Annotated in this window: 24 protein-coding genes; 11 read left to right on the top strand and 13 right to left on the bottom strand. The window is 63.3% G+C overall.

Translation table 11 applies throughout. The annotated features are described in order from the left end of the window. Positions 1–56 precede the first annotated feature (56 nt). Positions 57–617: a Type 1 glutamine amidotransferase-like domain-containing protein gene (locus AB3X98_RS02395; protein WP_368605078.1), complete on the top strand. Its 561-nt coding sequence runs from the start codon at positions 57–59 to the stop codon at positions 615–617. Between the two features lie 134 nt (positions 618–751). On the opposite strand, the gene AB3X98_RS02400 is transcribed toward AB3X98_RS02395, so the two are convergent. After that, positions 752–1,759 (bottom strand): serine hydrolase domain-containing protein, encoded by a 1,008-nt coding sequence (locus AB3X98_RS02400; protein ID WP_368605079.1) that lies wholly within the window; start codon positions 1,757–1,759, stop codon positions 752–754. Between the two features lie 183 nt (positions 1,760–1,942). On the opposite strand from AB3X98_RS02400, the gene AB3X98_RS02405 reads away from it, so the two are divergent. Next, positions 1,943–2,746, top strand: coding sequence for a lipid II flippase Amj family protein (locus tag AB3X98_RS02405; protein ID WP_368605080.1), 804 nt, complete (start codon positions 1,943–1,945; stop codon positions 2,744–2,746). 291 nt (positions 2,747–3,037) lie between these two features. Beyond that, the gene (locus AB3X98_RS02410; RefSeq protein ID WP_368605150.1) at positions 3,038–3,517 is read left to right on the top strand and encodes a Type 1 glutamine amidotransferase-like domain-containing protein; all 480 of its coding nucleotides are present in this window, start codon (positions 3,038–3,040) and stop codon (positions 3,515–3,517) included. Between the two features lie 284 nt (positions 3,518–3,801). On the opposite strand, the gene AB3X98_RS02415 is transcribed toward AB3X98_RS02410, so the two are convergent. Next, positions 3,802–4,023 (bottom strand): hypothetical protein, encoded by a 222-nt coding sequence (locus AB3X98_RS02415; RefSeq protein WP_368605081.1) that lies wholly within the window; start codon positions 4,021–4,023, stop codon positions 3,802–3,804. A gap of 176 nt (positions 4,024–4,199) precedes the next feature. Between AB3X98_RS02415 and fusA the strand changes: the two genes are divergently transcribed. From fusA to AB3X98_RS02430, 3 genes are all read left to right on the top strand, one after another. Beyond that, on the top strand, positions 4,200–6,254 hold the full coding sequence (gene fusA, locus AB3X98_RS02420; RefSeq protein ID WP_069266940.1) for an elongation factor G: 2,055 nt from the start codon (positions 4,200–4,202) through the stop codon (positions 6,252–6,254). A gap of 118 nt (positions 6,255–6,372) precedes the next feature. After that, positions 6,373–6,930 (top strand): TetR/AcrR family transcriptional regulator, encoded by a 558-nt coding sequence (locus AB3X98_RS02425; protein WP_069266941.1) that lies wholly within the window; start codon positions 6,373–6,375, stop codon positions 6,928–6,930. Between the two features lie 76 nt (positions 6,931–7,006). Beyond that, a complete protein-coding gene (locus AB3X98_RS02430; RefSeq protein WP_368605082.1) occupies positions 7,007–7,927 on the top strand; it encodes an alpha/beta fold hydrolase in 921 nt (306 codons plus the stop codon). Positions 7,928–7,939: 12 nt separating this feature from the next. Here the strand turns inward: AB3X98_RS02430 and AB3X98_RS02435 are convergent, their stop codons facing one another. Genes AB3X98_RS02435 through AB3X98_RS02445 form a run of 3 tightly spaced genes read right to left on the bottom strand, consistent with a single transcriptional unit; the run spans position 7,940 to position 9,190 of the window. After that, positions 7,940–8,683, bottom strand: coding sequence for a response regulator (locus AB3X98_RS02435; RefSeq protein WP_069266943.1), 744 nt, complete (start codon positions 8,681–8,683; stop codon positions 7,940–7,942). Then, entirely contained in the window at positions 8,646–8,810 is a 165-nt protein-coding gene (locus AB3X98_RS02440; protein ID WP_176732956.1) for a hypothetical protein, read from the bottom strand. The genes AB3X98_RS02435 and AB3X98_RS02440 overlap by 38 nt, the downstream gene beginning before the upstream one ends. Further along, entirely contained in the window at positions 8,807–9,190 is a 384-nt protein-coding gene (locus tag AB3X98_RS02445; protein WP_368605083.1) for a GFA family protein, read from the bottom strand. Before AB3X98_RS02445 ends, AB3X98_RS02440 begins: the two co-directional genes overlap by 4 nt. 232 nt (positions 9,191–9,422) lie before the next feature. Between AB3X98_RS02445 and AB3X98_RS02450 the strand changes: the two genes are divergently transcribed. Further along, positions 9,423–9,788 (top strand): hypothetical protein, encoded by a 366-nt coding sequence (locus AB3X98_RS02450; protein ID WP_133181087.1) that lies wholly within the window; start codon positions 9,423–9,425, stop codon positions 9,786–9,788. 46 nt (positions 9,789–9,834) lie between these two features. Here the strand turns inward: AB3X98_RS02450 and AB3X98_RS02455 are convergent, their stop codons facing one another. Further along, positions 9,835–11,151 (bottom strand): ATP-binding protein, encoded by a 1,317-nt coding sequence (locus tag AB3X98_RS02455; RefSeq protein WP_069267047.1) that lies wholly within the window; start codon positions 11,149–11,151, stop codon positions 9,835–9,837. Between the two features lie 186 nt (positions 11,152–11,337). Further along, positions 11,338–12,258: a LysR family transcriptional regulator gene (locus AB3X98_RS02460; RefSeq protein ID WP_368605084.1), complete on the bottom strand. Its 921-nt coding sequence runs from the start codon at positions 12,256–12,258 to the stop codon at positions 11,338–11,340. A gap of 142 nt (positions 12,259–12,400) precedes the next feature. On the opposite strand from AB3X98_RS02460, the gene AB3X98_RS02465 reads away from it, so the two are divergent. Beyond that, entirely contained in the window at positions 12,401–13,384 is a 984-nt protein-coding gene (locus AB3X98_RS02465; RefSeq protein ID WP_368605085.1) for an aldo/keto reductase, read from the top strand. A gap of 295 nt (positions 13,385–13,679) precedes the next feature. Here AB3X98_RS02465 and AB3X98_RS02470 read toward each other — a convergent pair whose 3' ends face one another. Next, positions 13,680–13,970, bottom strand: coding sequence for a hypothetical protein (locus tag AB3X98_RS02470; RefSeq protein WP_368605086.1), 291 nt, complete (start codon positions 13,968–13,970; stop codon positions 13,680–13,682). Between the two features lie 72 nt (positions 13,971–14,042). Continuing rightward, entirely contained in the window at positions 14,043–14,435 is a 393-nt protein-coding gene (locus tag AB3X98_RS02475; protein ID WP_368605087.1) for a LysR substrate-binding domain-containing protein, read from the bottom strand. 656 nt (positions 14,436–15,091) lie between these two features. On the opposite strand from AB3X98_RS02475, the gene AB3X98_RS02480 reads away from it, so the two are divergent. Next, a complete protein-coding gene (locus tag AB3X98_RS02480) occupies positions 15,092–17,014 on the top strand; it encodes a hypothetical protein (protein WP_368605088.1) in 1,923 nt (640 codons plus the stop codon). Between the two features lie 345 nt (positions 17,015–17,359). Further along, positions 17,360–17,797: a hypothetical protein gene (locus AB3X98_RS02485; protein WP_368605089.1), complete on the top strand. Its 438-nt coding sequence runs from the start codon at positions 17,360–17,362 to the stop codon at positions 17,795–17,797. A gap of 5 nt (positions 17,798–17,802) precedes the next feature. On the opposite strand, the gene AB3X98_RS02490 is transcribed toward AB3X98_RS02485, so the two are convergent. From AB3X98_RS02490 to AB3X98_RS02500, 3 genes are all read right to left on the bottom strand, one after another. Then, positions 17,803–19,173, bottom strand: coding sequence for a sigma-54-dependent transcriptional regulator (locus AB3X98_RS02490; RefSeq protein ID WP_368605091.1), 1,371 nt, complete (start codon positions 19,171–19,173; stop codon positions 17,803–17,805). Then, positions 19,163–21,028, bottom strand: coding sequence for an ATP-binding protein (locus AB3X98_RS02495; protein ID WP_368605151.1), 1,866 nt, complete (start codon positions 21,026–21,028; stop codon positions 19,163–19,165). The genes AB3X98_RS02490 and AB3X98_RS02495 overlap by 11 nt, the downstream gene beginning before the upstream one ends. A 118-nt stretch (positions 21,029–21,146) precedes the next feature. Further along, entirely contained in the window at positions 21,147–22,523 is a 1,377-nt protein-coding gene (locus AB3X98_RS02500) for a 2-hydroxycarboxylate transporter family protein (protein WP_069266951.1), read from the bottom strand. A gap of 359 nt (positions 22,524–22,882) precedes the next feature. On the opposite strand from AB3X98_RS02500, the gene AB3X98_RS02505 reads away from it, so the two are divergent. After that, positions 22,883–23,182, top strand: coding sequence for a hypothetical protein (locus tag AB3X98_RS02505; protein WP_368605093.1), 300 nt, complete (start codon positions 22,883–22,885; stop codon positions 23,180–23,182). Between the two features lie 79 nt (positions 23,183–23,261). Here the strand turns inward: AB3X98_RS02505 and AB3X98_RS02510 are convergent, their stop codons facing one another. Then, positions 23,262–24,401: a porin gene (locus tag AB3X98_RS02510; RefSeq protein ID WP_342949473.1), complete on the bottom strand. Its 1,140-nt coding sequence runs from the start codon at positions 24,399–24,401 to the stop codon at positions 23,262–23,264. Between the last annotated feature and the right edge of the window lie 123 nt (positions 24,402–24,524).

The following is a 24,524-nucleotide window of genomic DNA, read 5'->3' on the forward strand; positions in this document are numbered from 1 at the left end:
CGCACAGATGCGCGACACAGGGGTGGCGACCTCAGCGGACGACTGGTGAGGCGGCGATGGTGTCGAGCAGGGTCGCCAGACGGATCGACTGCCCCGCCGTCCACGGGCTGGGACCGCCTCTTGCGGACGTTCGACAACCTCATCGGGATCGTCGACAGCTTGAGCAGGACGCCATTTATGTCGGCGGTGGAAATACAAAATCAGCACTAGCTGTCTGGCGCGAGTGGGGGCTTGACACAGTTCTTCGGGAGGCGTGGGAGAGCGGCGTGCTGCTCGCGGGCATGAGTGCGGGCGCAATGTGTTGGTACGAGGCCGGTCTGACCGATTCGTTTTGGGGGGCAGCTTATCGTCCGCTCGACTGCCTTGGCTTGCTGCCCGGTGGTTGCGCCGTTCACTACAGCAGCGATCCAAAGAGACGCGAGACGCTGCATGCCGCGCAAAAAGCATATACGGTCCCACCTTCCATTGCCATCGATGATTTTGCGGCCGCTCTGTACTTGAGCACTTCTGTCGATAGCGTGTTTTCCTGGCGAGAGGGATCAACCGCATATCAAGTCTATCGCGAACACGAGACGGTGATCGAGACCGCGTTGCCGGTCAAGCGAATTGGCCGATAACGCCAACGATCCAATGGCGGTAGTGGAAATTTGCGGAGGGGCCGCTCAGGGGGACTTTAGTCGCCCGTGTCTGTGAACCAATCGTGTCAGTATGGGATTGCCGGTTTCGGTCGCTCAACGCCCGTGACGATGGGTCACAAGCTACCGATCCGAAGCCATTCGATGGCGGGGTGCTCGCCGGGAACGGCTTCTGGTAGGACCGTATGTACCAGCCTCATGCCTCGGGCCGAATTGGCGAACCAGACGACTGCATCCTGCGTCGCACGATTGGCGAGAACAAGCGCCCGGAATCCCGGGTTGTTTCCCCAGTGAAAGAAGCAATCTTCAAAGGGTTCGAGCCCCCAGCCCAATCCCCAGGCAACGTTCAGATCGGGCGGGTTCTGACCGATAAGGTCTTCGGCGTCGTCGCCTTGGCGCGTATTGATGCGCGGCACGAACCATTGATCGTAGCTCGTGGCCGCCAAGCCTCGGCGAGCCAGTACATGCTGAATGAAGCTGACATAGTCAGATGCCGTCGTCAGAAGTGACCAGGAGGCCTGCGCCGTTTGCACGCGACGCTTAGGCACTGGCTCGCCTTCCCATTCCTGGCCCTGCGCATGGTTGACCGCGAAGCGCTCCTGCCACTCAAGGCTCGAATGACGCATCCCCAACGGCTCGAATACGCGCTCTCGCGCCAACATTTCTCGTGGGCGTGTGCTTACGGCCTCCATCGCGCGCTGAAGCCATGCAAACGCACTGCTGCCATAGCTGAATCGCTCGCCGGGGACGAAATACGTACGGAGTGGAGCTTGGTCGCGGACAATATTCGGAAGACCACTCGTGTGAGTCAGCACATGAAAGGCTGTTATTCGCCGAGCATTCGAGTCTCCGGGTACATACTCTCCACAGATGTCGAACAGGGGTTTATGCAGATCCAGCAGCCCTTCTTCGGCAAGCTGAAGCGCAACGTAGGCGACGAGCGGTTTGGTGAGAGACGCAGCCTCAAAGACGGTCGCCGCATCGACGCCTGCGCGGTCGTGCGCACCACGAACGCCGAAGTAATGCTCGGCGCTTATTGTCCCCGCGTGAAGAACGGCTAGCGATACGCCGGGAATTTTGCCGCTGGCAGTCGCTTCCGCCAGAAATCGGTCGAGGTCGGTCATCGGTCCGCGCGTCGGCAGGGTTGTTGCCTAATTGTACCGGCTGCGACGGCGCAAAGCCCCTCTGCGAGGTTCGGTTCGGCTCGGCCAATTCCCGTCACACGACGAGTGAACCAACGTCGTCAACAATCGGAGCGGCAGTGTACAGTTGGAGGCTTCGATTCATGCCAACCGTATGCCGACGACATGGACATTCAGCTGTTGATGATATGCGGGCTTACATTCGTAATCCATGTGATTGCGACGCTAGCATATGCGGTTCGGATTGCCGGCGTTCGCACGCGCCGTATCGCCGTGTCATTTTCCCTATTCGGAATCATCGCCCTTGTTTCCCGGACGGCAAATTCCTTTCAGGGACCATTCATCGCGAAGCGGGTTGAGCTGGATATCGCGCGTCACCTGGAGCACGGTTTGCTCGGGGACTTTCGGCTCTTTCTGCTAACCGCCACGGCGGCAAGCACTGTCGGTGCGTTTCTGATTCCCACGTTTCAACGTTATTTCAGCCGCGCTGTCGACCACTTCCAGGCAAATCGCTCGATCCCTCGTCTGCTACTCCATATCTTCAGTCGCGGAGGCATCAACTACATTCGGCTTGGAGCGCGGCTCCCGTCCCGCCACAACGTCACCCAACTAGCGACTGGGGCGGGCGTTTCCTGGAAAGTCATCGGGCTAAACGTAGTCGCAATGGCGATCTGGACAGTCGGCGTTTTCGCGTCGCTCTACGCTGGATACCTCAATCCTGATCTGCGGGTTACATGTGCGAATCTGTCATCCGTTATCAATGGTTTTGCGACGGTGGTGTTGGCACTCGTCATCGATCCGCAAGTTTCAGTGATGACTGACGACGTAATCGAAGGCCGGATTTCGGAAAACAGCTTCCGGCGGGCCATTACAACCCTCGCGGGTGCGCGTGTGCTCGGGACGCTGTGCGCTCAGGCAGCGCTCGCTCCAGCGGCATTGATCATTGTTCGCATCGCCGAACTTATTTAGCGATGCGAACAATACCGGAAACGTGTCTGGCATCGGGCGGCGAGCAAGTCACATCCGACAAAGTATTCTTTTTCATGGACGATTCCAAAACATCTTAAGTTCGCCGGAGACTTCGCTGTGCGAGTGTACCTTTCTTCCTTCGATGTGGGCGCCAGACCAGAACAACTCGTCGGCTTGGTCGGTGGTCAATTGCGAGCGGCAATTGTCGTCAACGCACTTGACCATCGCGAAGCGGCGCGCGCCCAATGGCTGGAGAATCAAACAATCAAACTTCGAGCACTTGGCTTCACTGTGCAGGAACTTGATCTTCGGCAGTTCTTCGGAACAACTGATCGCGTAGATGAGACACTCGAGCAGTTCGACGCGGTATGGATCAACGGTGGAAACGCATTCATACTTCGCAGGGCGATGAAGCAGAGCGGATTCGATGTCGCTATAGCGGATTTGCTCGAACGTGACAGAATCGTCTACTCGGGATTCAGTGCGGCAGCGGTCGTTGCGTCGAGCACGCTGCGCGCACTCGATCACGTCAGCGATCCCACGGAAGTTCCTCCGGGATACGATCCGGCTGTGGTCTGGGACGGGCTCGGAATTTTACCGTTTTCCCTCGTCGTGCACTTTCAATCCGATCATCCCGAGTCGGAGGCGGTCGGTGAGGAGGTCGCATTCTATGAGCGCCACCAAATGCCATATAGGACCTTGAAAGACGGCGAGGCTTTTGTAATGGACAGCATGCGGAGCGAGATCGTTGGCCCGCGGCGTTGCGAATGAACGGTACGCCGCGAACGCCCATTCCATGATTGCGCTAGCACGCTGAAAGACGTTATCCGCGACACGCAGGCACTCGATCCATGCGGACGCGAGCGCATCGAAAAAGTCACGCGGCTTGAGCGTATCGACCCGGCGCTCCAGCAGCGGCGCCAGGTGCGCTTTCACGCTACTGAGCCACCGCCGCGCGTTTGTGCCGTCGGCTTGCTTCCAGGCACTCTTAGCCTTCTCATGCTTTTTCTCGGCGGCCTGCAAGAACGTGGGCACCTTCGCATCCCGCTCGATAATCACCTGCTCGCGTATGCGCTCCTGGATGGGGTCATGGCCACCATCGATCTGGCTGCGCATTGCCAGCGCACGCGCTCGGGCGTCGCGCAGCGACGTAGACGTAGCGCCCACTTGCCGCCGTTAGCATTGGGTCGAATCATCAGTCCGGGTACCTGACTATCACTGAGCGGCATGTCGCCGGGTTTCAGGTTGCGCAGCGCGCGGTCGGTCAGCATCGGCATAGGGTATTTCCCAGGATTTTGACCCACCATCTAGCCCACCACTGGACACATGGCAGCAGTCGGAACAAAATGGATCGAACCGGACTCATTATGTTGGCAACCTATTGATTATACAGTGAAATTTGGAAACGCTCGTGGGTCATACCGGATAAATCTGTACAACAATGGATCGACAAATGGATTACAGTCCCGAAGCCATCCGCACGATCGCTCTGGTCGGCCATGCCGGCTGCGGCAAGACCTCGCTTGCCGAAGCGCTCCTGCACCAGGGCGGCGCGCTGCACGCGCCAGGCAGCGTGAATCGCGGCACCGCCCTCTGCGATTTCGATCCCCTCGAACGCAAATACCACCACTCCCTCAACTCCGCCATCGCCCACCTCGACCACCAGGACACGCGCATCTACCTGCTCGACACACCCGGCTACCCTGACTTCGCCGGCATGTCGATGAGCGCGCTGCCTGCGGTGGAAACGGCGGCCATCGTCATCAATGCGCGCACCGGCATCGAGATGACGACGACCCGCATGATGGCGTACGCGCAGCAGCGCAAGCTGTGCCGGATGATCATCGTGAACGGCATCGACGCGGAGAAGGTCGATTTGCCGGGGCTGCTCGAGCAGATCCAGGAGACCTTCGGCAAGACCTGCCTGCCGATCAATCTGCCTGCGCAAGGCGGCCGCGAAGTGGTGGACTGCTTTTTCAACCCGGCTGGCGAGGCCGATTTCTATTCCGTGGAGGCAGCGCACAATGCGCTCGTCGACCAGGTGATCGAACTCGATCCCGAGTTGATGGAGTTGTACCTCGAACAAGGCGAAGCCATCAGCCCCGAGCAACTACACGAGCCGTTCGAACGCGCGTTGCGCGAAGGCCATCTCGTCCCGGTGTGCTTCACTTCTACGGCGACGGGTGCGGGCATCGCGCAACTGCTCGACGTGTTCGTGCGGCTCCTGCCCAATGTCACCGAAGGCAATCCACCGCTGTTCTACCGCGAAGTGGAGGGCAAGGAAGGCAAGGAGCCCGTGCGCGCCGAGCCGGATGCCGACAAGCACGTGCTCGCGCATGTGTTCAAGATCGTGATGGACCCGTATATCGGCAAGGTGGCGGTGTTTCGCATTCATCAGGGCACGGTGACGCGCGACAGCCAGCTTTATATCGGCAACGCGCGACAGCCGTTCAAGGTCGCGCATCTGCTGATGCTGCAGGGCAAGGAGCATACGGAGGTGCAGCGCGCGGGGCCCGGCAATATCTGCGCGGTGGCGAAGGCTGACGATATCGGCTTCGACGCCGTGCTGCACGACGCGCCCGAAGACGGCAACATCCACCTTACGCCGCCTGCGTTTCCCAATCCGATTTACGGTCTCGCTATCGAGCCGGCGCGACCCGGCAACGAGCAACGCGTGTGGGAAGTGCTGCAAAAGCTCGCGGCAGAAGATCCTTGCCTGCAGATCGATCACCCCGAAGGGACCAATGAAACCGTGGTCCGCGGCCTGGGCGAACTGCACTTGCGCTACATGCTGGAGCGGCTCACCGATCAGTACAAACTCGACGTCGTGACGCGTCCGCCGACGATTGCGTGGCGCGAGACGATCGGCGGCAAAGCCGAAGGCCATTGCCGCCACAAGAAGCAGACCGGCGGCGCGGGCCAGTTCGGCGAAGTCATGTTGCGCGTCGAGCCCTTGCCGCGCGGTGCGGGCTTCGAGTTCGTGGATGCAGTGAAAGGCGGCGCGATTCCTTCGCAGTTCATGCCTGCCGTGGAAAAAGGCATCTTGCAGGTGATCGACAGCGGGCCGCTCGCGGGCTTTCCCATGCAGGACGTGCGCGTGATCGTGTACGACGGCAAGCACCATCCGGTGGATTCGAAGGAAGTGGCGTTCGTTACCGCGGGGCGCAAGGCGTTTATCGATGCGGTATTGAAAGCGCAGCCTATCGTGCTCGAACCGATTGTCGATATCGAGGTGATGACGCCCGAGGCCGCGATGGGCGACATCATCGGCGATCTTTCGGCGCGGCGTGGGCAGGTGCATGGCACGCGCACGATGGGTGGGCAGGCCATGGTCATTGCGGGGAAGGTGCCGCTTGCCGAGCTCAACGATTATCAGTCGCGGCTGAATTCACTCGCGGGCGGGCATGGGAATTACAGCATTCAGCTGAGCCACTACGATCCGGTGCCGCCGACGCATCAGGAAAGGCTCGCGGCGCAGCATAAGGGGCGGGGGGAGAGTGTGGAGTGAGGTGTTTGAAATGAGGCTGTTGATTAGGAAATAAACATTTCCTATAATCTTCCCCATGGCATCCGAGCACCCATCCCAACCCCTGTCCCGCTCCCCCGGCCGCCCACGCGAGTTCGACATGGCAACCGTCGTGGACGGCGCCGTGCGCGTTTTCCGCGAGCGCGGTTACCACGCCACCTCCGTAGGCGATCTCAGCGAAGCAACGGGCCTGACAGCAGGGAGCCTCTACAAGGCATTCGGCGACAAGCGCGGTGTCTTTCTCGCCGCGTTCGACCATTACGTCACTACGCGCAACGCCGAACTGCGTCATCGCCTCGACAAGCAGTCCAAAGCAAGCGAGAAGATCCGCGTCATCTTCCTTTTCTACGCCGAATCTTCCCATGGCAGCGAGGGTCGGCGCGGATGCCTCGTGGTTTCCAGCGCAACGGCGCTCGCCACTTTCGACGACGAAGTCGCCACGCGCATCGAAGCCGCCATGCGGCGCACCGAAGAGATGCTGCGCGAACTCCTCCAGCAAGGCCAGCAAGACGGCTCGGTTGCAGCGGAAGTCCATGTCCCGGCGATGGCGCGCACGTTGCTCGCCCTGCTCCACGGCTTTCGTTTGATCGGCAAATCCGGGCGCACGCAGCGCGACATGCTTGCCGCGGCCGACGAAGCCATGCGCTTGCTGCGTTGAAAATTTTTTGGCCAATTTGGAAATGAATATTTCCAATCTTCGCCTACGTTCCTCAAAACCACAGGAGCTTCACGCCATGAATACGCCCTCACGCATCATCGACCACGGTCCAGCGTCGCTGGCCGACCCCGTCCTGCCCGGCTTCGCGCATCGCTTCGAAACTGTCGAAGGCACACGGCTCCATTACGTAATCGGCGGAAATAAGGATGGCGAAACAGTCGTGCTGCTGGCAGGCTATCCAGAAAGCTGGTTCGCGTGGCGCAAGGTCATGCCGCTGCTCGCCGGGCGTTATCGCGTGATCGCACCGGACCTGCCCGGCCAGGGCGATTCCGACCGCCCACAAGGTGGCTACGACACGCAATCGCTCGCAACCGCCCTGCACGCGTTGATCGGCGAGCTCGGAGCGCCCCGTTACCACCTCGCCGCCCACGACGTCGGCGCATGGGTCGCTTATCCCTATGCGGCGCTTTTCGGCGATGAAGTGTCGAGCCTCGCATTGCTCGACGCCGGCATTCCCGGCATCACGCTGCCGGAAGCGCTGCCAGTCGCGCCCGAGCGCTCGTGGCGCACCTGGCACTTCGCCTTCCATGCGGTGCCCGATCTGCCGGAGCTGCTGATAGCGGGCAAGGAGCGCGCGTATCTGGAGTGGTTTCTGCGCCGCAAAACGGCGAATCCGCAGACCTTCACGGATGCCGATATCGACGAATATCTGCGCGTGTTCACGAAGGAAGGCGGATTGCGCGCGGGGCTGGCCTACTACCGAGCGGCCGATGTTTCGGCGCGTCAGAATCGCGAGTTGAGCACGCGCGGCAAATTGCGGATGCCCGTTCTCGCGCTGAGCGCCGATCAGGGCTCGATTGCCGACATGGCCGGTCCGCTGCGCCCTTACGCCGATGAAGTGCAAGGCGCGACGCTGGCCCACTGCGGCCATTTCCTGCCGGAGGAGCAGCCCGCGGCCGTGGCCGAAGCACTGCTGCATTTCTTCGGCCGGACCTGACTCGGGCCGGCGTTACTCCGGCGCTTCGACCGTGGTCACCGCCGAGGAGAACACATACCCCTCGCTGCGCAGCGTCTTGATGTAACGCGGCTCGCGCGCCTCGTCGCGCAGGCGCTGGCGCAACCGGCTCACGAGCAGGTCGATCGAGCGGTCGAACGCGTCGGCCTGGCGGCCTTGCGTGAGGCTCAGCAGCTGGTCGCGCGTGAGCACGCGCTGCGGATGGTCGAGAAACACGCGCAACAGCCGGTATTCCGCGCCGCTCAGCGCGACGATCGTGCCCTCGGCGTCGAGCAGATGCCGCGCCGTGGTGTCGAGTCGCCAGTCGCCGAACGCGAGCAGTTGCGCCGCCTCGCTCACTTCCATGCCCGGCGGCAGCATGCGTGTGCGGCGCAGCACCGAGCGGATGCGCGCGAACAGTTCGCGCACGGCGAAAGGCTTGGGTAGATAGTCGTCGGCGCCCATTTCGAGGCCCACGATGCGGTCAGTCTCTTCGTTGCGCGCAGTGAGCATCACCACGGGCACGGCGCGGAACTTGCCCGCACGCAGCTCGCGGCATAGCACGAGCCCGTCGTCGCCGGGCATCATGAGGTCGAGCACGATCAGGTCGGGCGCGCCGCCCTCCAGCACCGAGCGCATTTCTCGCCCGTTCGCGGCCAGCGACACGCGCATGCCGTTCTTTTCGAGGTAGGCTCCGACCAGTTCACGTATGCCGCGATCGTCATCGACGATCAGAACGTGATCCATCTTTTCCGTCATTGGTATTTTTCTCCTTGCGCCCGAGGCGTGAACGGGTTTCTGCGATGCACGAACAGTACACCGGATGCGCAATCTCCGCAGCCAGGCCGCTCGCCGCGAAGAACAGGATGGCGAGCAGGCGTTTCATGCGTCCTCCACCAGGGAAAGACTAGCACCGTCGGCAACCGACGCTTCGAGCGCGTAGACGTCCACACCCTCCAGGCAGCCGAGATTGACGCGCCAGCGCGCCGGGTCCCTGCGCGTCTGATGAAACGGATAAATGCCGCAGTGCCTGCAGAAAAAGTGCTTCGCCACGCGCGTATTGAACTGGTACAGCGTGAGCGCGTCTTCGCCCGCGAGGATCGTCAGTTCGCGGCCCTCGAACGGCGGGCTCATCAGCGCGCCCTTGCGGCGGCACAGGCTGCAGTTGCAACGCCCGGCCGGCTCGATCGGGGTGTGGACTTCGAACTTTACCGCACCGCAATGACAGGAACCCTTCCAGCGGGTCGTGCTCGTCGACGTGCTCATCTTGCTCTCCATTATTTCGATGGGTGATGGATAGCGCGCCACCCGCCGCGTACAACCTGGAACCGCCCCGCCCGATTCGGGACGACAATGACCGCTAGCGCCCATCCGGCGCGACGCATATCGACCTGAAATGGCCGGCGATGACCACAGCCGGGCCAGCCACAAACCGGCATTGTTTATGCTCGCAAGCTGATAGCGAGCGAAACGCAGAGAACGGCTCCAGGAGGTCCCAATGAAATGTCTGCGCATCTACGCCGACGCCCAGGGTGAGTCCCATTTCGAGGACATCGATATCCCGCTCACGCCGCTCGAGCTCTTTCCGAACATCCCGCCCATTTACCTGTCGACGTGGGAGCCGGCGAAGGCGGTGCGCTTCGGCTGGGTGCCGGCCGGCCTCAAGGAGGCGGACTGGCACACCACGCCGGTTCGTCAGTTCGTGATCTGGATGACCGGCTGGGTCGAGTTCGAAACGAGCGACGGCGACACGCGCCACTGCGAGCCGGGCACGGTCGTGCTGTGCGAAGACACCATTGGCAAGGGCCATCGCTCGCGCCATCCCGAGGAAGGCCAGTTCAACGTGTTCATTCCGCTCGCCTGAGTAACCGCTTGATTCGCACGACCGGGCGCTCGTGGCGCGCCGCCATTCACGCCTGCGCGCCGCGCAGCACGAGCCGCCCTTCCAGGCCGCCTTCGGGCCGGTTGCGCAGCGTGAGCTCCGCGCCCATCGCCACGGCGAGCTGGCGCGAGATTGCGAGACCGAGACCCGTGCCGCCCGTGCCCCGGTTGCGCGAGGTCTCGAGCCGGTAGAACGGCTCGAACACCTTCTCGAGCGCTTCCTCCGGAATGCCGGGACCGCTGTCGAGCACCGAGATCGTGACGGTCTTGTCCCGCGGCGACGCGCTCACCTCGATGGCCGCCGTGCTCCCGTACTTCAGCGCGTTATCGACGAGATTGCCGACGATGCGACGCAGCGCCTGCACGCGCGTGACGATCGCCACGTTCAGGCGGCGCTCGAAGGTCACGGGCGAGCCCGCATCCACGTAGTCGCATACGAGGCTGTCGAGCAGCGCATCCAGGTCGACGCGGGCGGGCGCTTCGCCGGTGCCGTGCAGCGTACGCGCGTAGGCCACGCCCTCCTTCACCAACTGCTCCATCTCGTGCAGGTCCTGCGCGAGCTTGCCCGCTTGCGCTTCGTCGTCCATCTGGTCCACGCGCAGGCGCATGCGCGTGATCGGCGTCTGCAAATCGTGGGAGATGGCCGCGAGAATCTGCATGCGTTCGGCCACGTGCGCCGAGATGCGCTCCTGCATCGCGTTGAACGCTCGCGCCGCGCGCGCCACTTCGGAGGGCCCTTCTTCCTCCAGACGCTCCGCCTTCAGGTCCGGGCCGAGCGCGTCGGCCACGCGCGCGAGTTCGTGCAGCGGCCGCGTGGCGGTGCGCACCGCGAACCAGCAGCACGCCGCCAGCACGACGAGCTGGGCGATAAGCACGGCCGGCAGCCAGCCCGACAGGGGTAGCGCGGGACCCGGGCGGTAATCGATCGTGAGCGGCGAGCCGTCCGACAGCTGCAGGTGGATCTGCAGGCGTTCGTGCTTGCCGGGCACCGAATTGGTCGTGAGCGCGTACTTGTCACCCAGGCCCGCCGCGATGGCCGAGGCCACGTTCTTCGAGCGGCTCGCTTCGGGCGGCTCGCCCGGCGTGCCGGGACCGAGGATGAAGCTATAAGTGCGCCGCGCGAGCTGCGGCAGCCACGCGGCACGTTCGGCGGCGGGCAGATGGTCGAGCAGCGCCACGGAGATGGCGACTTCGCGCGAGATGTAATTGGTCATCATGTTCGCGGTGGCGTCGTTGCGCTCGGTCATCGTGAGCTTGAACGACAGCCCCTGCGCGAGCGCGAGGCCGACGCAAAGGATCAGGGCGAGGCGCGCGAACAGCGTGCGCGGCCAGTGCAGCGCGCGCATTGGCGCGCCGCCCGCTAAAACCGGCGGTGTGCGGCGGGCCGCAAGTCCATCGGCGTGCATGTTCGGACTCCGTGTGCAGGGAATGATGCGTTTATACCCCATGCCGCGAGCGGCTTTGTATCCCACTGTATCGGCGCGGGCACGGGACACAATACATTGCAGGTCGGTTCGTTTCACCGCGTCCTTTCATGTTTGCGGCTTGCGCTGCGGTGCGGCATCGGCCCATTCGCGCACGGCCTGCGCGAACAGCCGCAGCGCCGCGGGCGGATGGCGATTGGCCGGATAGTAAAGACAGAGCCCCGAAAACACCGGCCCCCACTCGGGTAGCAGGTGGACGAGCCGCCCGCCAGCCACATGCTCGGCCACGAGCGTTTCCGGGACCCAGGCCACGCCCACCCCGGCGAGCGCCGCCTCGACCATCAGGTTGAGGTTGCCGAGCGTGAGCGGCCCGTCCACGTCGATGCTGGCGCTCTTGCCGCGGTGCGCGAAATCCCAGCGGAACAGCGCGCCGCTCTCGAAGCGAAAGCGGATACAGCGGTGCTGCTCGAGGTCGTGCGGCGCGCGCGGCGGCGCATGCTGCGCCAGATACGCGGGCGAGGCCACCGCGCCAAAGCGCATGTCCTGCGTGAAGCGCACGGCGATCATGTCGCGCGGCACGTCTTCGAGCACGCGCACACCGGCGTCGAAGCCACCGGCCACGATATCCACGAGCCGCGAGTCCGCCACGAACTCCACACGGATGTCCGGATAGCGGGCGAGGAACCCCGGCAGCACATGGCGAATCAGCGGGCGCGCCCCCGATTCCGAGGCGCTGATGCGGATCGATCCCGAAGGCCGGTTGCTCGCGGTCGCGACGTCGTTGACGGCGTCTTCGAGATCGGCCATGGCAGGCCGAACGCGGCTGAGCAGCTGCTCGCCCGCCTCGGTCAGCGCCACGGAGCGCGTGGTGCGGTTCAGGAGGCGCACGCCGAGCTTCGCCTCCAGGTTGCGCACGGTGTGGCTGAGCGCGGAAGGCGAAACGCCGAGCACGCGCGCCGCGCCGCTGAAGCTGTGCTGCTCGGCGATCGTCACGAAGGCCGTCAGTTCGGATAAGCCGGTGCGCACCATCTGTGAATTTCCTTCAATACCCCATGCAAGTTTAGCGGCATTGTTGAGTGGCCTGCAGGAACCTACACTCGGTCGGGTAGAAGGCGGCTTCCGTGCGAACAGGAGCGCCGGTCATTTCAGTTCACGCAAAAAGGAGCAAGACATGCAAAAGCGCACACTCGGCAAGAACGGCCTCGAAGTTTCCGCGTTGGGCCTTGGCTGCATGGGCTTAAGCTTCGGCTACGGCCCCGCCACCGAAAAGAACGACGCGATCCGCCTGATCCGCACGGCGTTCGAGCGCGGCGTCACGTTCTTCGACACGGCCGAAGTCTACGGGCCCTTCGTCAACGAGGAACTGGTTGGCGAGGCGCTCGCGCCGATTCGCGATCAGGTGGCGATCGCCACGAAGTTCGGCTTTCAGGACGGCGACTCGAAGAAGCCCATGGACAGCCGCTCCGAGCGCATCCGCGCGGTGGCCGAAGCATCGCTCAAGCGCCTGAAGACCGACCGCATCGACCTGTTCTATCAGCATCGCGTCGATCCGAACGTGCCGATGGAAGACGTGGCCGGCACGGTGAAGGACCTGATCCGCGAGGGCAAGGTCAAGCACTTCGGCCTTTCCGAAGCGGGTGAGCAGTCGATCCGCTGCGCCCACGCCGTGCAGCCCGTCGCGGCGCTGCAGAGCGAGTATTCGCTCTGGTGGCGCGAGCCGGAGCACAAGGTGATGCCGGTTCTCGAGGAGCTGGGCATCGGTTTCGTGCCGTTCAGCCCGCTCGGCAAGGGCTTTCTGACCGGCGCGATCGACGAGCGCACGTCGTTCGACCAGAGCGACTTCCGCGCCATGGTGCCGCGCTTTACGCAGGAGAACCGCAAGGCGAACGCGGGGCTGGTCGACGTGCTCGGCCGCCTCGCCGACGGCAAAGGCGCGACGCGCGCGCAGATCGCGCTGGCCTGGCTGCTCGCGCAAAAGCCGTGGATCGTGCCGATTCCTGGCACCACGAAGCTTTCCCGGCTCGACGAGAACGTGGGCGCGGCCAGTGTCGAGTTGAGCGCCGGCGATCTCGCCGCGATCGAAGCGGCGCTCAACGAGATCCAGGTCGTGGGCGACCGCTATCCGGCCCAGTGGCAGCAGCGGGTGGATCGCTGAGCCTGCGCGCACGTGCCATGTTCGTCGGCAATGGGCCGGCTACAGATCCGCCGGTTCGACATTCCTCGCTATTCATCGGAACCGATAGAACCTGGCAGCTACTACGCGAGTCGAGAATCCGACCCGCGGCGAGGCGCGAAGGCAGAGGCGTGTTTTATCGCCGCGTGCAAGGGTCAGCTCGTGGAAACGCCCGCCATGGATGCGCCTGGCAAAAGCGAAGCCCCCGTTGACGAAAGGTCTCGGGGGCTTCGCGCTGATCAGTCGGGAAAATATTGGCGGGCCGTCCGGAACACACTCAGAGATCGGTGGCTGCCAGTGTGATCCGCTCGTTGACGAGTAGAGGATATCGATGCTCGATCAGGCGAACGAGCCTCGATTTATTGAGCGCAAATGCCAGCATGAGTTGTTTCGGGGATCCCTTGCCGTAGCGATTGCCGGCCACGGTCACGCTGAATCCGCCATTTAGTACGGAATCCATACCAACAGGATTGTGCTCGCCGGTCTGAAAGCCGAGATAAGGCACGCGGCCGAGGCGGTCGTCGAAGCGCGTGAGCACGCTCATCGGCGCAATCTCATCGGTCGACACGTGTCTTTCAATGCGTCCGGCGTGACGCCTGGCAGATCGGCGCCGTTCAATTGCCGCTCGACCTGCCCCGGGTCATTGCAAAGAAACAGTACGCGGCCGGTCAATTCCAGTGTTGCCATCCAATTTCTCCTTGAGGGGAAATCTAGACGGCGGCGTGCGGCGCGATGAAGTGCTCGATCGGCACCTGGCGCTCGAGGATATCCCCACGTCCGCGCGGTCTTCCATACAGGCCCGCACTACACCGTCGCTGATCTCTTCGGTCAGGGCGATCTGCACGAGCGGGTAGCGCGCCTGAAAGTCCTTGAGCCGTTCCGGCAGAAAACCAATGATTGCGGACGCGTTAGCGAACAGGCGCAGCACGGCCGCCACCTCGCCGCTGAGCGACCGGACTTCCCGCGCCAGCGACTGCAACTGGTCGTGCACCGCCACCGCGCTTGAAAACGCGTGACGGCCCGCCTCGGTCAACTCGACGCCCTACTTGCTCCCAATAATATCAATAGAGTCAATTAAAATCCGACCCGAATAAAACAGAAAGCAATTTAAAAGGGAAATATAGACGAAAGAATAAATTACATCGATACACTTCAGACCATCCCAGAACTGCCGATATAGCCGGCAATAGCAGGCGAAACACGCGATCCATGCAGTAAGCATTACCTTCTGCATTTGAGGTAATTAATACCTTGCTATTGGCGAAAATTGACTAAGTTTCGGTAATTGAAACTCGAGCCAATTCGTGTGACATTTTGTTACGTCTGATTTTCACATGGCAGGGGGAATTATCGGTAATATCCGCCGCGCGTCTGACTTCAAGCAGTGACTTCGTAATCTTCGTCCGAAAAAATTGCGCACGTCTCCCCTCCTTCAGGGATCCAGCGCAGGGCCGAATTCCCGACGGGGCAGCCGTAGCGAGGGTGCAAGATTTACCCACGTGAAAGCAAGGACAGATACGCACGTTCGCGCAATAGCGCGAGCCGCGCGGCGCACGTAGCGGGCGCAGGGCTCATCGAGCCGTTGTGCAGCGTCCGTTAAATCTCATTCTTCAGACCTTAGCCAGCATCCGAGCGCTATCGCGCGCCGTCGCCGGCTGGGCGTCGTTTTGTCTTTTTTTTCTTCGATCGATGAAACTTTTCTATCTCTTGCTGTCGTCGTCGTTGTTCCTCGCGGCGTGCGGCGGCGGCTCCGGAAGCTCCGGTGCGAATGCAACCAATGCCTCGGCCACGGCACAAAGCGCGAGTGACGCGACTGCCATGGACGCCACCGCAAATGCGGCCACCACCACGCGCGGCACACTGCACTGCGGCTCCGCCGTGAAATCGGGCGCGAGCTCCAGCAGCGAACTGGTGAGCGTCGATACGCCGACCACGCAGAGCGGCCGTGTCTTCGCCTCGGGCGCGGCATTTCCCCTCGCGTTCACTACCAACGCGCCCGCAGCCGACACCGTGAACTGGTCGATCAGCGACCATCTCGGCAAGGTGGTCACGAGCGGCAGCCTGCGCGTGACGGCAGGCCCGGTGACGACCACGCTGAGCTGCTCGTCGACGCTCGCGGGCTACTTTGCCGTGACCGCCAAGCTCGCGACCGCCGGCGGTCAACTCCCCGAACTGGGCACCCGCCCCGCCGGTACCGCGACCTTCGGCGTGCTGCCCAATCTGGCCGGCATCGTGCCGACTGTGACGTATTCGCATCAGGACCTGCACCGCTTCGGCATGCAAGGCGAAGACGACAACACTTCGGTGCTCTCCTCGCTCGGCATCTCGTGGACGTACGACCACCGCGAGCTGTACAACATGGAGCCGAACGGCCCCAACACCTTCAACCCGAACGTCAACAATCTCGACCCGTTCTACAACACGGGCAACGTGATGCGGCTCGTGCGTCTGGACGGCATTCCCGCCTGGGCGAGCCCGACCGGCGCGTTCGAGGACGAAGCCCTTCCGCCGAGTAACCTCTCGTACTACCAGAACTACATGAGCCGGATCGGTACGGAGTCGAACCTCATTCGGACGGCTTATTTTCCGAAGCAGGCGTCGAACTACTACCAGCTCACCTGGGAGCCGGACGCCCAATGGCAAGGCAACAACACGCAATTCGTGCAGCTCTATCAGGCCGTCTATCAAGGTATTCACTCGACCGACCCGCACGCAGTCGTGATGGGGCCGACCGATACGGCGCCGTCCGGCACGGCCGATCACCTCAAGGCCCTCGCGCCGCTCGGCTACGCGCAGGACATCGACGGCGTGACGACGCACGGCTACTACGACATCAACGGCAGCTCGCCTTCGTTCCCGCCCGAGCGTCAGGAAACCGATCCGGCCAACGCGTCCGGCTCGCTGATGGGACAAATGCGCGCGCTGCGCAGCGAAATGGCGGCTGACTACAAGCCGGGCACGAAGCTGTTCAGCACGGAGCTTGGCATCAGCTACGACAACGGTTCGTCGTACGGTCCCAACTATCCGACCGGCAATATCCTGTACGCGCAAGGCGCAGTGGTGGCGCGCAGCCACCTGATCATTCTGGGCGAAGGCGCCGATCAAACCTGGATCTTCTACGGTGCCGACTTCCCGGGCCTCGTGGGCTACGGCACGTTCTTCGATCTCGCCGACGCACAGGGTCAGTATGGCGCGCAGAACATCAGCCCGAAGCCCGCGGCCATGTCCGTCGCGGCCATGACGCGTATTCTCGACGGCACCAACACGCTCGGTCCGGTGAAGAAGACCCCCTCGGGCGTCTACGCCTACGCGTTCCAGCAGCTCAACAACGGCGCGGTCATCACGGCCTTGTGGACGCACAACAACAGTGTGTGGAGCGCGAGCGCCGGCTACAGCTCGACCTATAGCGTGGGCTACAGCCTCGCGGTGGATGCACCCGGCACGAGCGGCACGGTCACCGTGCTCGATGAAATGGGCAATCCGACCACGAAGAGCTACACCAACGGCAAGGTCGCGCTGAGCCTGACCGAGTCGCCGGTGTATGTGATTTCGCAGAACGCTTCGGTGGCGAGCGCCAATGCGACGCTGCCCACGGGCTACGTGGCGAACTGATCGAACCGGGCGGCCACCTGGTCGCGCGAAACAAGCTGTACCCCGAGGCGCCCGGCCCGCGGACATTGTTCTGCGGGCCGGGCGCCTCTTCCGTTTACCGTCGGCGAGGCATGCTTGCCGCGGTAGACTTGCGCTCTGTCCATCCGCGAGCCGGAACATGGAGAATTCGACGTCGACATCCGGCTGCACAGATCCTTCACGGCCTCATCGGTTAGTGATTGTCGAGGGCATCGCTCTGCACGGCGTACGTGATCGCGACGCCTGCTCGCGGCACCCTCGAACCCTAAAATTTTCGACGCAGCGACAGAAATGAACGAAAATCCTGCGAAGCCACTGGAAAGCAACATGAAACGACTGTTACTCGCCGCACTCACCGCCGCCTCGTTCGTGACCTGCGCTCATGCGCAAAGCGACGCGACCGGCTCGTTCGCCACCGCCGCAGGCACGGTGCAATTCGTGCGCGACGACCGCGACTTCGTGGCGGTCCTCGGCAAGGATATCTTCGACCGCTTCGACGCGAAGACGCTCGCGCACTTCGACGAAGCGGGCCACGACAACAGCACGATTACGCGCATGCTCGTGCAAACCGCATACGGCCCGGTGCTGTACGACTTTCGCCACAATCCGCCGCTCGTGCAGCACGTGAACACGCGCATGACGATCAAGCGCGTGTTCTGGCAACCCGACGAAGTCGTGATGCAAGGCTCGGAGGGCTGGTTCCGGCTCAAGAACGGCGCGCTCACCAGGCTGCAATCGTCGACGACCACGTACCGCACCAATTAATCCGGTCAGAGGTCTTTGTCGTCCTTCTCGTCGCCCTGCGTGTCGCGATCCGCGATCTTCAGCTGACGCAGCTTGTGATACAGCGTTTTCTTCGGCATCCCGAGCTCCTCGCTCGCCTGGGCGACGTTACCTTGATGGCGGCGCAGCGTGTTCTCGATCAGCATCCGCTCGAAATACGCCAGCTGGTCCGCCAGCGTCTCCCCTTTCACGGTAGCCGCGCCCGCTGAGAGCAGGCTGTCGCCAGTCAGCCCGAGCACGAAGCGGTCAGCGACGTTCTGCAGCTCGCGGACGTTGCCGGGCCATGCGTGCGTCATGAGCTCGGACACTTGCGCAGCCGTCACGACCGGCGCCGGCGTGCCGAAACGCCGCGCGGCCGCGAGCACGAAATGCTCGAACAGCAGGGGAACGTCCTCGCGCCGCTCGCGCAGCGGCGGCAATTCGATCTGCGCGACGTTCAGCCGGTACAGCAGGTCGGCGCGAAAGTCTCCTTGCGCAGACACTTCCGCGAGGTCGGCCTTCGAAGCGGCAACGATCCGGCAATCCACCGGAATCAGCTCGTTTGCACCGAGGCGCTCGACCACGCGCTCCTGCAGCACGCGCAGCATCTTGATCTGCAGCGGCATCGACATCGTTTCGATCTCGTCGAGAAAGAGCGTGCCGCCGTTCGCCCATTCGATCTTGCCGACGCGCTTCTTGATCGCGCCCGTGAACGCGCCCGCCTCATGCCCGAACAGTTCGCTCTCGAACACCTGCTCGGGCAAACCACCGCAATTCAGCGCCACGAAATGCGCGTCGCGCCGCGCGCTGAAGTCATGCAGGCTGCGTGCGATCAGCTCCTTGCCCGTGCCGGTTTCACCGGTGATCAGCACTGACACGGAGGTATCCGCGAGACGCAGAATTTTCTTGCGGACCTCCGCCATGGCCGGCGACTTGCCTAGCACCAGCGCCTCGATCCCCTGCCAGTTGTGCAGCGAAGCGCGCAAGCCCTCGACTTCGAGCGTGAGCCGCCGTTTCTCGACCGCGCGCGCCACGCGGCCCGCGATGACATCGGAGGAGAAGGGTTTTTCGATGAAGTCGTAGGCGCCCACGCGCATCGCGCTGACCGCCGTCGAAATGTCCGCATGCCCGCTGATCAGCAGCACCGGAATTTGCGGGTCGATCGCCATCACGTGATCGAGCAGTTGCAGGCCGTCGATGCCGGGCATGCGTACGTCGGAGACGATCACGATCGGCGCGCCCGGCGCGATGTCGGCATACGCATCGGCCGCCGACGCATAGGCGCTCACCGGAAAGCCCGCCAGCGCCACCGCCTGCTCGACGCCGATGCGGACATTCTCGTCATCCTCGACGACCAGCACCCGAATCTCATCTGCCATGTTCTGTCCTCTGCGGCTCGGCGGCCGCGAATTCGATCGTGAAGCGGGCTCCGCCTTCGTCGCGATTCGTTGCGGTGATTTTCGCGCCAAAGCCTTCGACGATGCGCGACGTGATCGCGAGCCCGAGCCCGAGTCCTTGCCCGCGCGGCTTGGTCGTCACGAACGGCTCGAACAGGTGCGCCAGCACATCCGGCGCGATGCCGGGGCCGCTATCCTCGAGCGTGAAGCGCACGCGGCCTTGCGCGTCAGGCTCACTCGCCTCGATCGCGATCACGCGCGTGCTCGCGTCGCGCACGGCGTCGAGCGCATTGCCGAGCAGATTGACGATCACCTGCTGCAGCTGACTCGACTCCGCATACACCGTCGTACCGGGCGCGATCCGCACATCGAGCCGCACCGCTTCGTCGCGGATTCGCGACTCGTAGATGAGCCGCGCATGTGCGACCGCTTCGCCGAGCGACACCGCCACGCGCTCCACTTCCGGCTTGCGCGCGAACGCCTTCAGCTCGCTCGTGAGCACCGCCATGCTGTCCACGAGACGGCCGACGCGTTCGAGATTGGCGATCGCTTGTGCGCCCTGATTGCGCTCGAAGAAGGTACGCGCATTGTCGCAGAGCGTGCGGATCGCGACGAGCGGCTGGTTCAGTTCGTGTGTGAGCCCCGCCGCCATCTGGCCGATCACCGCAAGCTTGCCGGCATGCACGACTTCCTGCTGCGTAGCGCGCAGACGCTGCTCGGTGCGTTCGCGCTCGGCGATCTCGCGCTGCATCTGCGCGTTCGCTTGCGTGAGCGCGGCGGTCCGCTGCGCCACGGTCGTTTCCAGCTGATCGTTCGCGCGCCGCAAGGCTTCTTGCGCCTTGAGCTTCTCCACGATCACACGGCGGCGCTGCACCGCATACAGCGCGTAGAGCGCGGCGATCAGAAACACGCCCGTCACGAACGCGAACGCAAGCCGTTGCTGGCGCCGCGCGCCCGCCGTGTCGAGCAGCACCATGATCGTGTCCTGCCCTTGCGGCGCGGGGCGGGACATCACGAGAAGGCGTGCCGTGCGGCCCGCGCGGCGCAGGTCGGGAAAGATGCCGATCCACGCGCTGTCATTCCGGTCGCCCACGCGCCGGTATTGCAGCGCCTCGACGATGCGCCCCGCGTATTGGCGCGATGCCTGGATATCGCGCTGCTGCGGCTCGGTCATCGCGCGCATCGCGGTGAATTTCCATTCGGGCTGGGTCGAGATCACGATCACGCCGTTGCTGTCGACGACGATGGCCGCCTCGCCAGGCGTGCGCCACGCGGATTCGAGCGCGTCGACGCTGACCTTCACGGCTGCCGCGCCGATCGCCGTGTCGCCGTCGTGAATCGCACTGGCGAAGTAGAGCCCGGGAATGCCGGTGTTCGTGCCGATGCCGAAGAAGCGGCCGCGGCCCTGCGCGAGCGCGTCCTTGAAGTACGGGCGATACGACACGTTGGTGCCGACGAAGCTGACCGGCTGGTTCCAGTTGCTCGCGGCGACCACCGTGCCGTGCGCGTCGATCACGTCGACCGCGCCGCTGCCGACATCGTTGTTGACCGCTTCGAGATAAGCATCGACCGCGGGCAACATGCCATGCGCTTCAGCGGGCGGCGCCTTGAGCAACGCGCGCACGCTGTCCTGGCGCGCCACGAGCGCGGGGACCATCTCGAAGCGTCCCAGCTCGCTTTTCAGGCTCGCCGCGTAGAGATCGAGCCGATGCTCGCCGACGTCGGCCAGCGCGTCGATCGCTCGGTTCCATGCGAACTCCACCGCGGCGGCGGCCGCACCGACATACACCACGGCCGCCGCTGCCCATCCCCACCATGGAATGCCCTTGTAACGCATCTGCACGTTCGCCCTCGTCGATTGGCTGCCGCCAGACGGCGGGTTCAGCGGATACCGCGCGCCGGATGCACCGGCGCCACGATCGCGAAGGCGCGTACGAGGGGCGCACAGCAGCGCGTCATGCGCCGAAATGCGCGAGCAGAATGAGCGTCACGGTCACGACGATGGCGCCGCCAATGCGCGTGGCGATCTGCGCGAACGGCATGAGCTGCATGCGGTTCGCGGCGGTGAGGATCGCCACGTCGCCGGTGCCGCCCTGGCCGCTGTGGCACGCGTTCACGATTGCGGTGTCGATAGGGTACATCTTCATCAGGCGGCCCACCACGAAGCCCGTGCCCATCAGCGTAACGACGGTCGCGGCGATCGTCACGACATTGACGAGCGTGAACGCGGCCATGAGCTTGTCCCACGGCGTCATCGCCACGCCGATCGCGAACAGCAGCGGATAGGTGACCGCAGTCGAGAAGAACTTGTAGACCACGAACGCGCCTTCCTGCAGCGGCGGCGAAACCGCGCGCGCGAGCTTCACGAGCACGGCGAGGAACAGCATCGCCACCGGCGCGGGCAGGCCGAACAGCTTGTTCGCCATCAGGCCGATGAGGTACAGCGTTATCGCGGTGATACCGGCCGCGGCGATGTGGCTCACGTCCACGTGCCCGCGAGCCTCGTCGTTCGACGACGCCAGTTCGTCGCTCGCGCCGACTTGCAGACGGCCGTTACCGGTGAGATGCGGCATACGCTTGCCCAGCATGTCGAGCATGCCCGAGAGGATGATCGCCATGAGGCTGCCGAGCATCACGGGCGGCAAGACCTGCGCGAACAGGTCGCCTTGCGCGACGTGCATGATTTCCGAATAGCCCACGGAAAGCGGAATCGCGCCTTCGCCCACGCCGCCGGCCATGATCGGCACGACGATGTAGAGCAGCGTGTGCTTGACGCCGAGACCGAGCGCCGCGCCAACCGCGGTGCCCACGATGGTCGCCGCCACCGTGCCGGCCGCAAGCGGAATGAAGATCTTCAGGAAACCTTGAATCAGCACGCGCCGGTCCATGCTGAGAATGCTGCCGACGATGATCGAGGCGATGAAGAGATAGAGGAAGTTGGTCTGCTTCGTGAACTCGACCGTGAGGTGCTGCACGGGCGTGGGCAGCACGTGGTAGTACACGAGCGCCGAGGGCACGAAGGTCGCGAGAATCGCCGCCGCACCGATATTGCGCAGCAGCGGCAGGCGCTTGCCGAGTTCGGCGCACGTGAAGCCGCAGAAAGCGAGCACGGCGATGGCCATCGAGATCTCGCCGGGCACCTTGCCGGTGACCGCGAAGCCCGCGATCAGCGCAAACAGGATCACGTAGATCGGCAGCGGAATGATGCCGATGCGAATTTCCATCAGCTTCCACCAGCCTTCGGGCCAGAAGCGGGTTTGCGTTGTTTGGGATGACTCGGGGACCGCCTGGTTGACCTGCGAGGCGGCGGATACGGATGCACTGTTCTGCACGGGATGTCTCCTTCGTTTTCGCGACCGGACTGCGTCGCATCTCCGGTGCTTGTTTAATGAGGGCTGCGGGCTATTCAGGGATAGGCCGTCGGAGCTCTATAAAGCAGTAGCCGTGCCAGCGCGCATCGATGTCTGGAACAATCCGCAACACATTGATTTCTTTGCCATTTTCCGGAACGCCACTCGGCTCGAATCCGCCATCGATCCGAGATTTCAGAATCGGCTCGAGCCGCAGGCCGAAATCTCGGCCTGCCTCGACCCGACCGTTGAGTGTATGGCAAGAGTGAGTTTCAGAATTCGCTCTGGAACGGCGCCGATCGTTGGCAGAAGATGGATCACCGCAATGTGAGGAGTGAGCCATGAAGATCGTCTTGCCAGGATGCGCCGTCGTTTGCGCCGCGGCGCTATGGAGTGCCGGCGCGCTGGCCGCGCCGCCGGGTTCGGCTTACCAGACGCCTGTGCAGTTATCGAGCGGAAGGAATCTGCTTTGCAGCGTGAACGCATCACAGCCTGCCGGCGAAGCGGCCGCGCTCACGCGTCGCGAGCAGGTGGAAGCCGATGTCCTCGCCACGCAGCCTTTGAGGCTCGTGAGCGGACCGGCATCGCCTTATCCCTCGGCCTATACGGCGCCGAGCGTTGCCTGCGTGGACGCGGGTTGATGCCGCAGAAAGCACCGCGGGGCTCGATTCGCCTGACGAATCGAGCCCCGCGTGCTACGAAGTTGAGTGAGAAGACCGATCAGAAGCGCGTGCGCACGCCCGTCGTCACTTCGACCTGGTTGGTCGCACCGAAGGTCGTGCCCACCGTGTAGCCGCCGTGCAGCTTCATGTAGTCGCCTGCCAGATACACTTCGGTGCGCTTGGACAGGTGATAGAAGATCGAGCCGTAGAGCGTTTCCTTGAAGCCGTTGTGCAGCCCGCTCGTGGGATCGAATGCGCCGATGTTGGCGTTCGGAATATTGCCATCGACGTTATACGCGGCGTTGTGCGTGCGCATTTGCTGGTAGCCCAGTTCGTAGTCGAGCGCGCCCTTCGGCACGAGCTTGAACGAGACCGTCCACGCATTGTCCTGACGCTGGCCGAGCGCCCCCTGATTGCCCCAGTAGCGGAAGTAGCCCGCATTGGCGCGCACGATGCCGATCGTGTAGTTGCCGCCAACCGAGAACGCCTGGTTCGTGTTGCCGTCGCGGTTCACGTGGTTATAGAAGGTCGAGGCCGTCCACGTCGGGGCGTTGTAGCCGAGTGCGAACTGATAGTTCGCGTTATTGCCGAAGCTCGTCGAATTGCCGAAAGCGTAGCCCGCTGCCGCGTAAATACCGTTATCGAAGACCTTCTTCCACGCGAGGCCGTTTTCGTAACGGGTGCCCGTTGCGCTCGCCGCGTAGAAAATCATCTGCTTGAAGTTGTTCGCGTTGGTCCAGCCGCCCTCTTCCGTCGTGAGCTTCGCGTTGCCGTACGGGTCGCCGTAGATGGCCGCGGCGTCACGCGCGATGGTGTTCTGGAAGCCCGCCGTGAGCTTGCCGAAGCGCTCGTCTTCCACGCCGACCCAGGCGTCACGGTCGAAGATCTGGCCCGGGTCTTCCATCTGGCCATCGCTCACGCGGTATTCGCTTTCGAGCCGGAAGATCACCTTCGTGCCGCCGCCGATGTCTTCGGCGCCCTTCAAGCCCCAGCGGCTGCCGCTGAACCACGGTTCGCCAGCAATGCCCATGCCGATCACGTGGTTGCCGTTGGCGTCCGCGTGCGATTGATAGGTGGGGACGCTCAGGTCGATGAGGCCGTAGAGTTGAACGCTCGATTGCGCGTGTGCGCCGCTCGCTGCGAGTGCGCCGAAGGTCGCGCCTACGGCAGCGACAGCAAGTTGTTTTCTCTTCAAGATCGTCTCCAGGGGTTGCTTCGTTGGAAGTTTTCATGGACCCGCTGCCATCACTCGCCGGTTTCGGCGAGCCGTGTGAATCAGCGGGTGAGACGAATAGTAGAGAAGTGAATCCTTCGCGATTCT

This window comes from Paraburkholderia sp. BR14312, assembly GCF_040948675.1.
Classification (GTDB): Bacteria; Pseudomonadota; Gammaproteobacteria; order Burkholderiales; family Burkholderiaceae; genus Paraburkholderia; species Paraburkholderia nodosa_A.

Coding starts and splice junctions, on each gene's coding strand:
- AB3X98_RS02395 (WP_368605078.1), top strand. CDS start 57: ATGGTGTCGAGCAGGGTCGCCAGACGGATCGACTGCCCCGCCGTCCAC.
- AB3X98_RS02400 (WP_368605079.1), bottom strand. CDS start 1,759: ATGACCGACCTCGACCGATTTCTGGCGGAAGCGACTGCCAGCGGCAAA.
- AB3X98_RS02405 (WP_368605080.1), top strand. CDS start 1,943: ATGGACATTCAGCTGTTGATGATATGCGGGCTTACATTCGTAATCCAT.
- AB3X98_RS02415 (WP_368605081.1), bottom strand. CDS start 4,023: ATGCCGATGCTGACCGACCGCGCGCTGCGCAACCTGAAACCCGGCGAC.
- fusA (WP_069266940.1), top strand. CDS start 4,200: ATGGATTACAGTCCCGAAGCCATCCGCACGATCGCTCTGGTCGGCCAT.
- AB3X98_RS02425 (WP_069266941.1), top strand. CDS start 6,373: ATGGCAACCGTCGTGGACGGCGCCGTGCGCGTTTTCCGCGAGCGCGGT.
- AB3X98_RS02430 (WP_368605082.1), top strand. CDS start 7,007: ATGAATACGCCCTCACGCATCATCGACCACGGTCCAGCGTCGCTGGCC.
- AB3X98_RS02435 (WP_069266943.1), bottom strand. CDS start 8,683: ATGACGGAAAAGATGGATCACGTTCTGATCGTCGATGACGATCGCGGC.
- AB3X98_RS02440 (WP_176732956.1), bottom strand. CDS start 8,810: ATGAAACGCCTGCTCGCCATCCTGTTCTTCGCGGCGAGCGGCCTGGCT.
- AB3X98_RS02445 (WP_368605083.1), bottom strand. CDS start 9,190: ATGAGCACGTCGACGAGCACGACCCGCTGGAAGGGTTCCTGTCATTGC.
- AB3X98_RS02450 (WP_133181087.1), top strand. CDS start 9,423: ATGAAATGTCTGCGCATCTACGCCGACGCCCAGGGTGAGTCCCATTTC.
- AB3X98_RS02455 (WP_069267047.1), bottom strand. CDS start 11,151: ATGCGCGCGCTGCACTGGCCGCGCACGCTGTTCGCGCGCCTCGCCCTG.
- AB3X98_RS02460 (WP_368605084.1), bottom strand. CDS start 12,258: ATGGTGCGCACCGGCTTATCCGAACTGACGGCCTTCGTGACGATCGCC.
- AB3X98_RS02465 (WP_368605085.1), top strand. CDS start 12,401: ATGCAAAAGCGCACACTCGGCAAGAACGGCCTCGAAGTTTCCGCGTTG.
- AB3X98_RS02480 (WP_368605088.1), top strand. CDS start 15,092: ATGAAACTTTTCTATCTCTTGCTGTCGTCGTCGTTGTTCCTCGCGGCG.
- AB3X98_RS02485 (WP_368605089.1), top strand. CDS start 17,360: ATGAAACGACTGTTACTCGCCGCACTCACCGCCGCCTCGTTCGTGACC.
- AB3X98_RS02490 (WP_368605091.1), bottom strand. CDS start 19,173: ATGGCAGATGAGATTCGGGTGCTGGTCGTCGAGGATGACGAGAATGTC.
- AB3X98_RS02495 (WP_368605151.1), bottom strand. CDS start 21,028: ATGCGTTACAAGGGCATTCCATGGTGGGGATGGGCAGCGGCGGCCGTG.
- AB3X98_RS02505 (WP_368605093.1), top strand. CDS start 22,883: ATGAAGATCGTCTTGCCAGGATGCGCCGTCGTTTGCGCCGCGGCGCTA.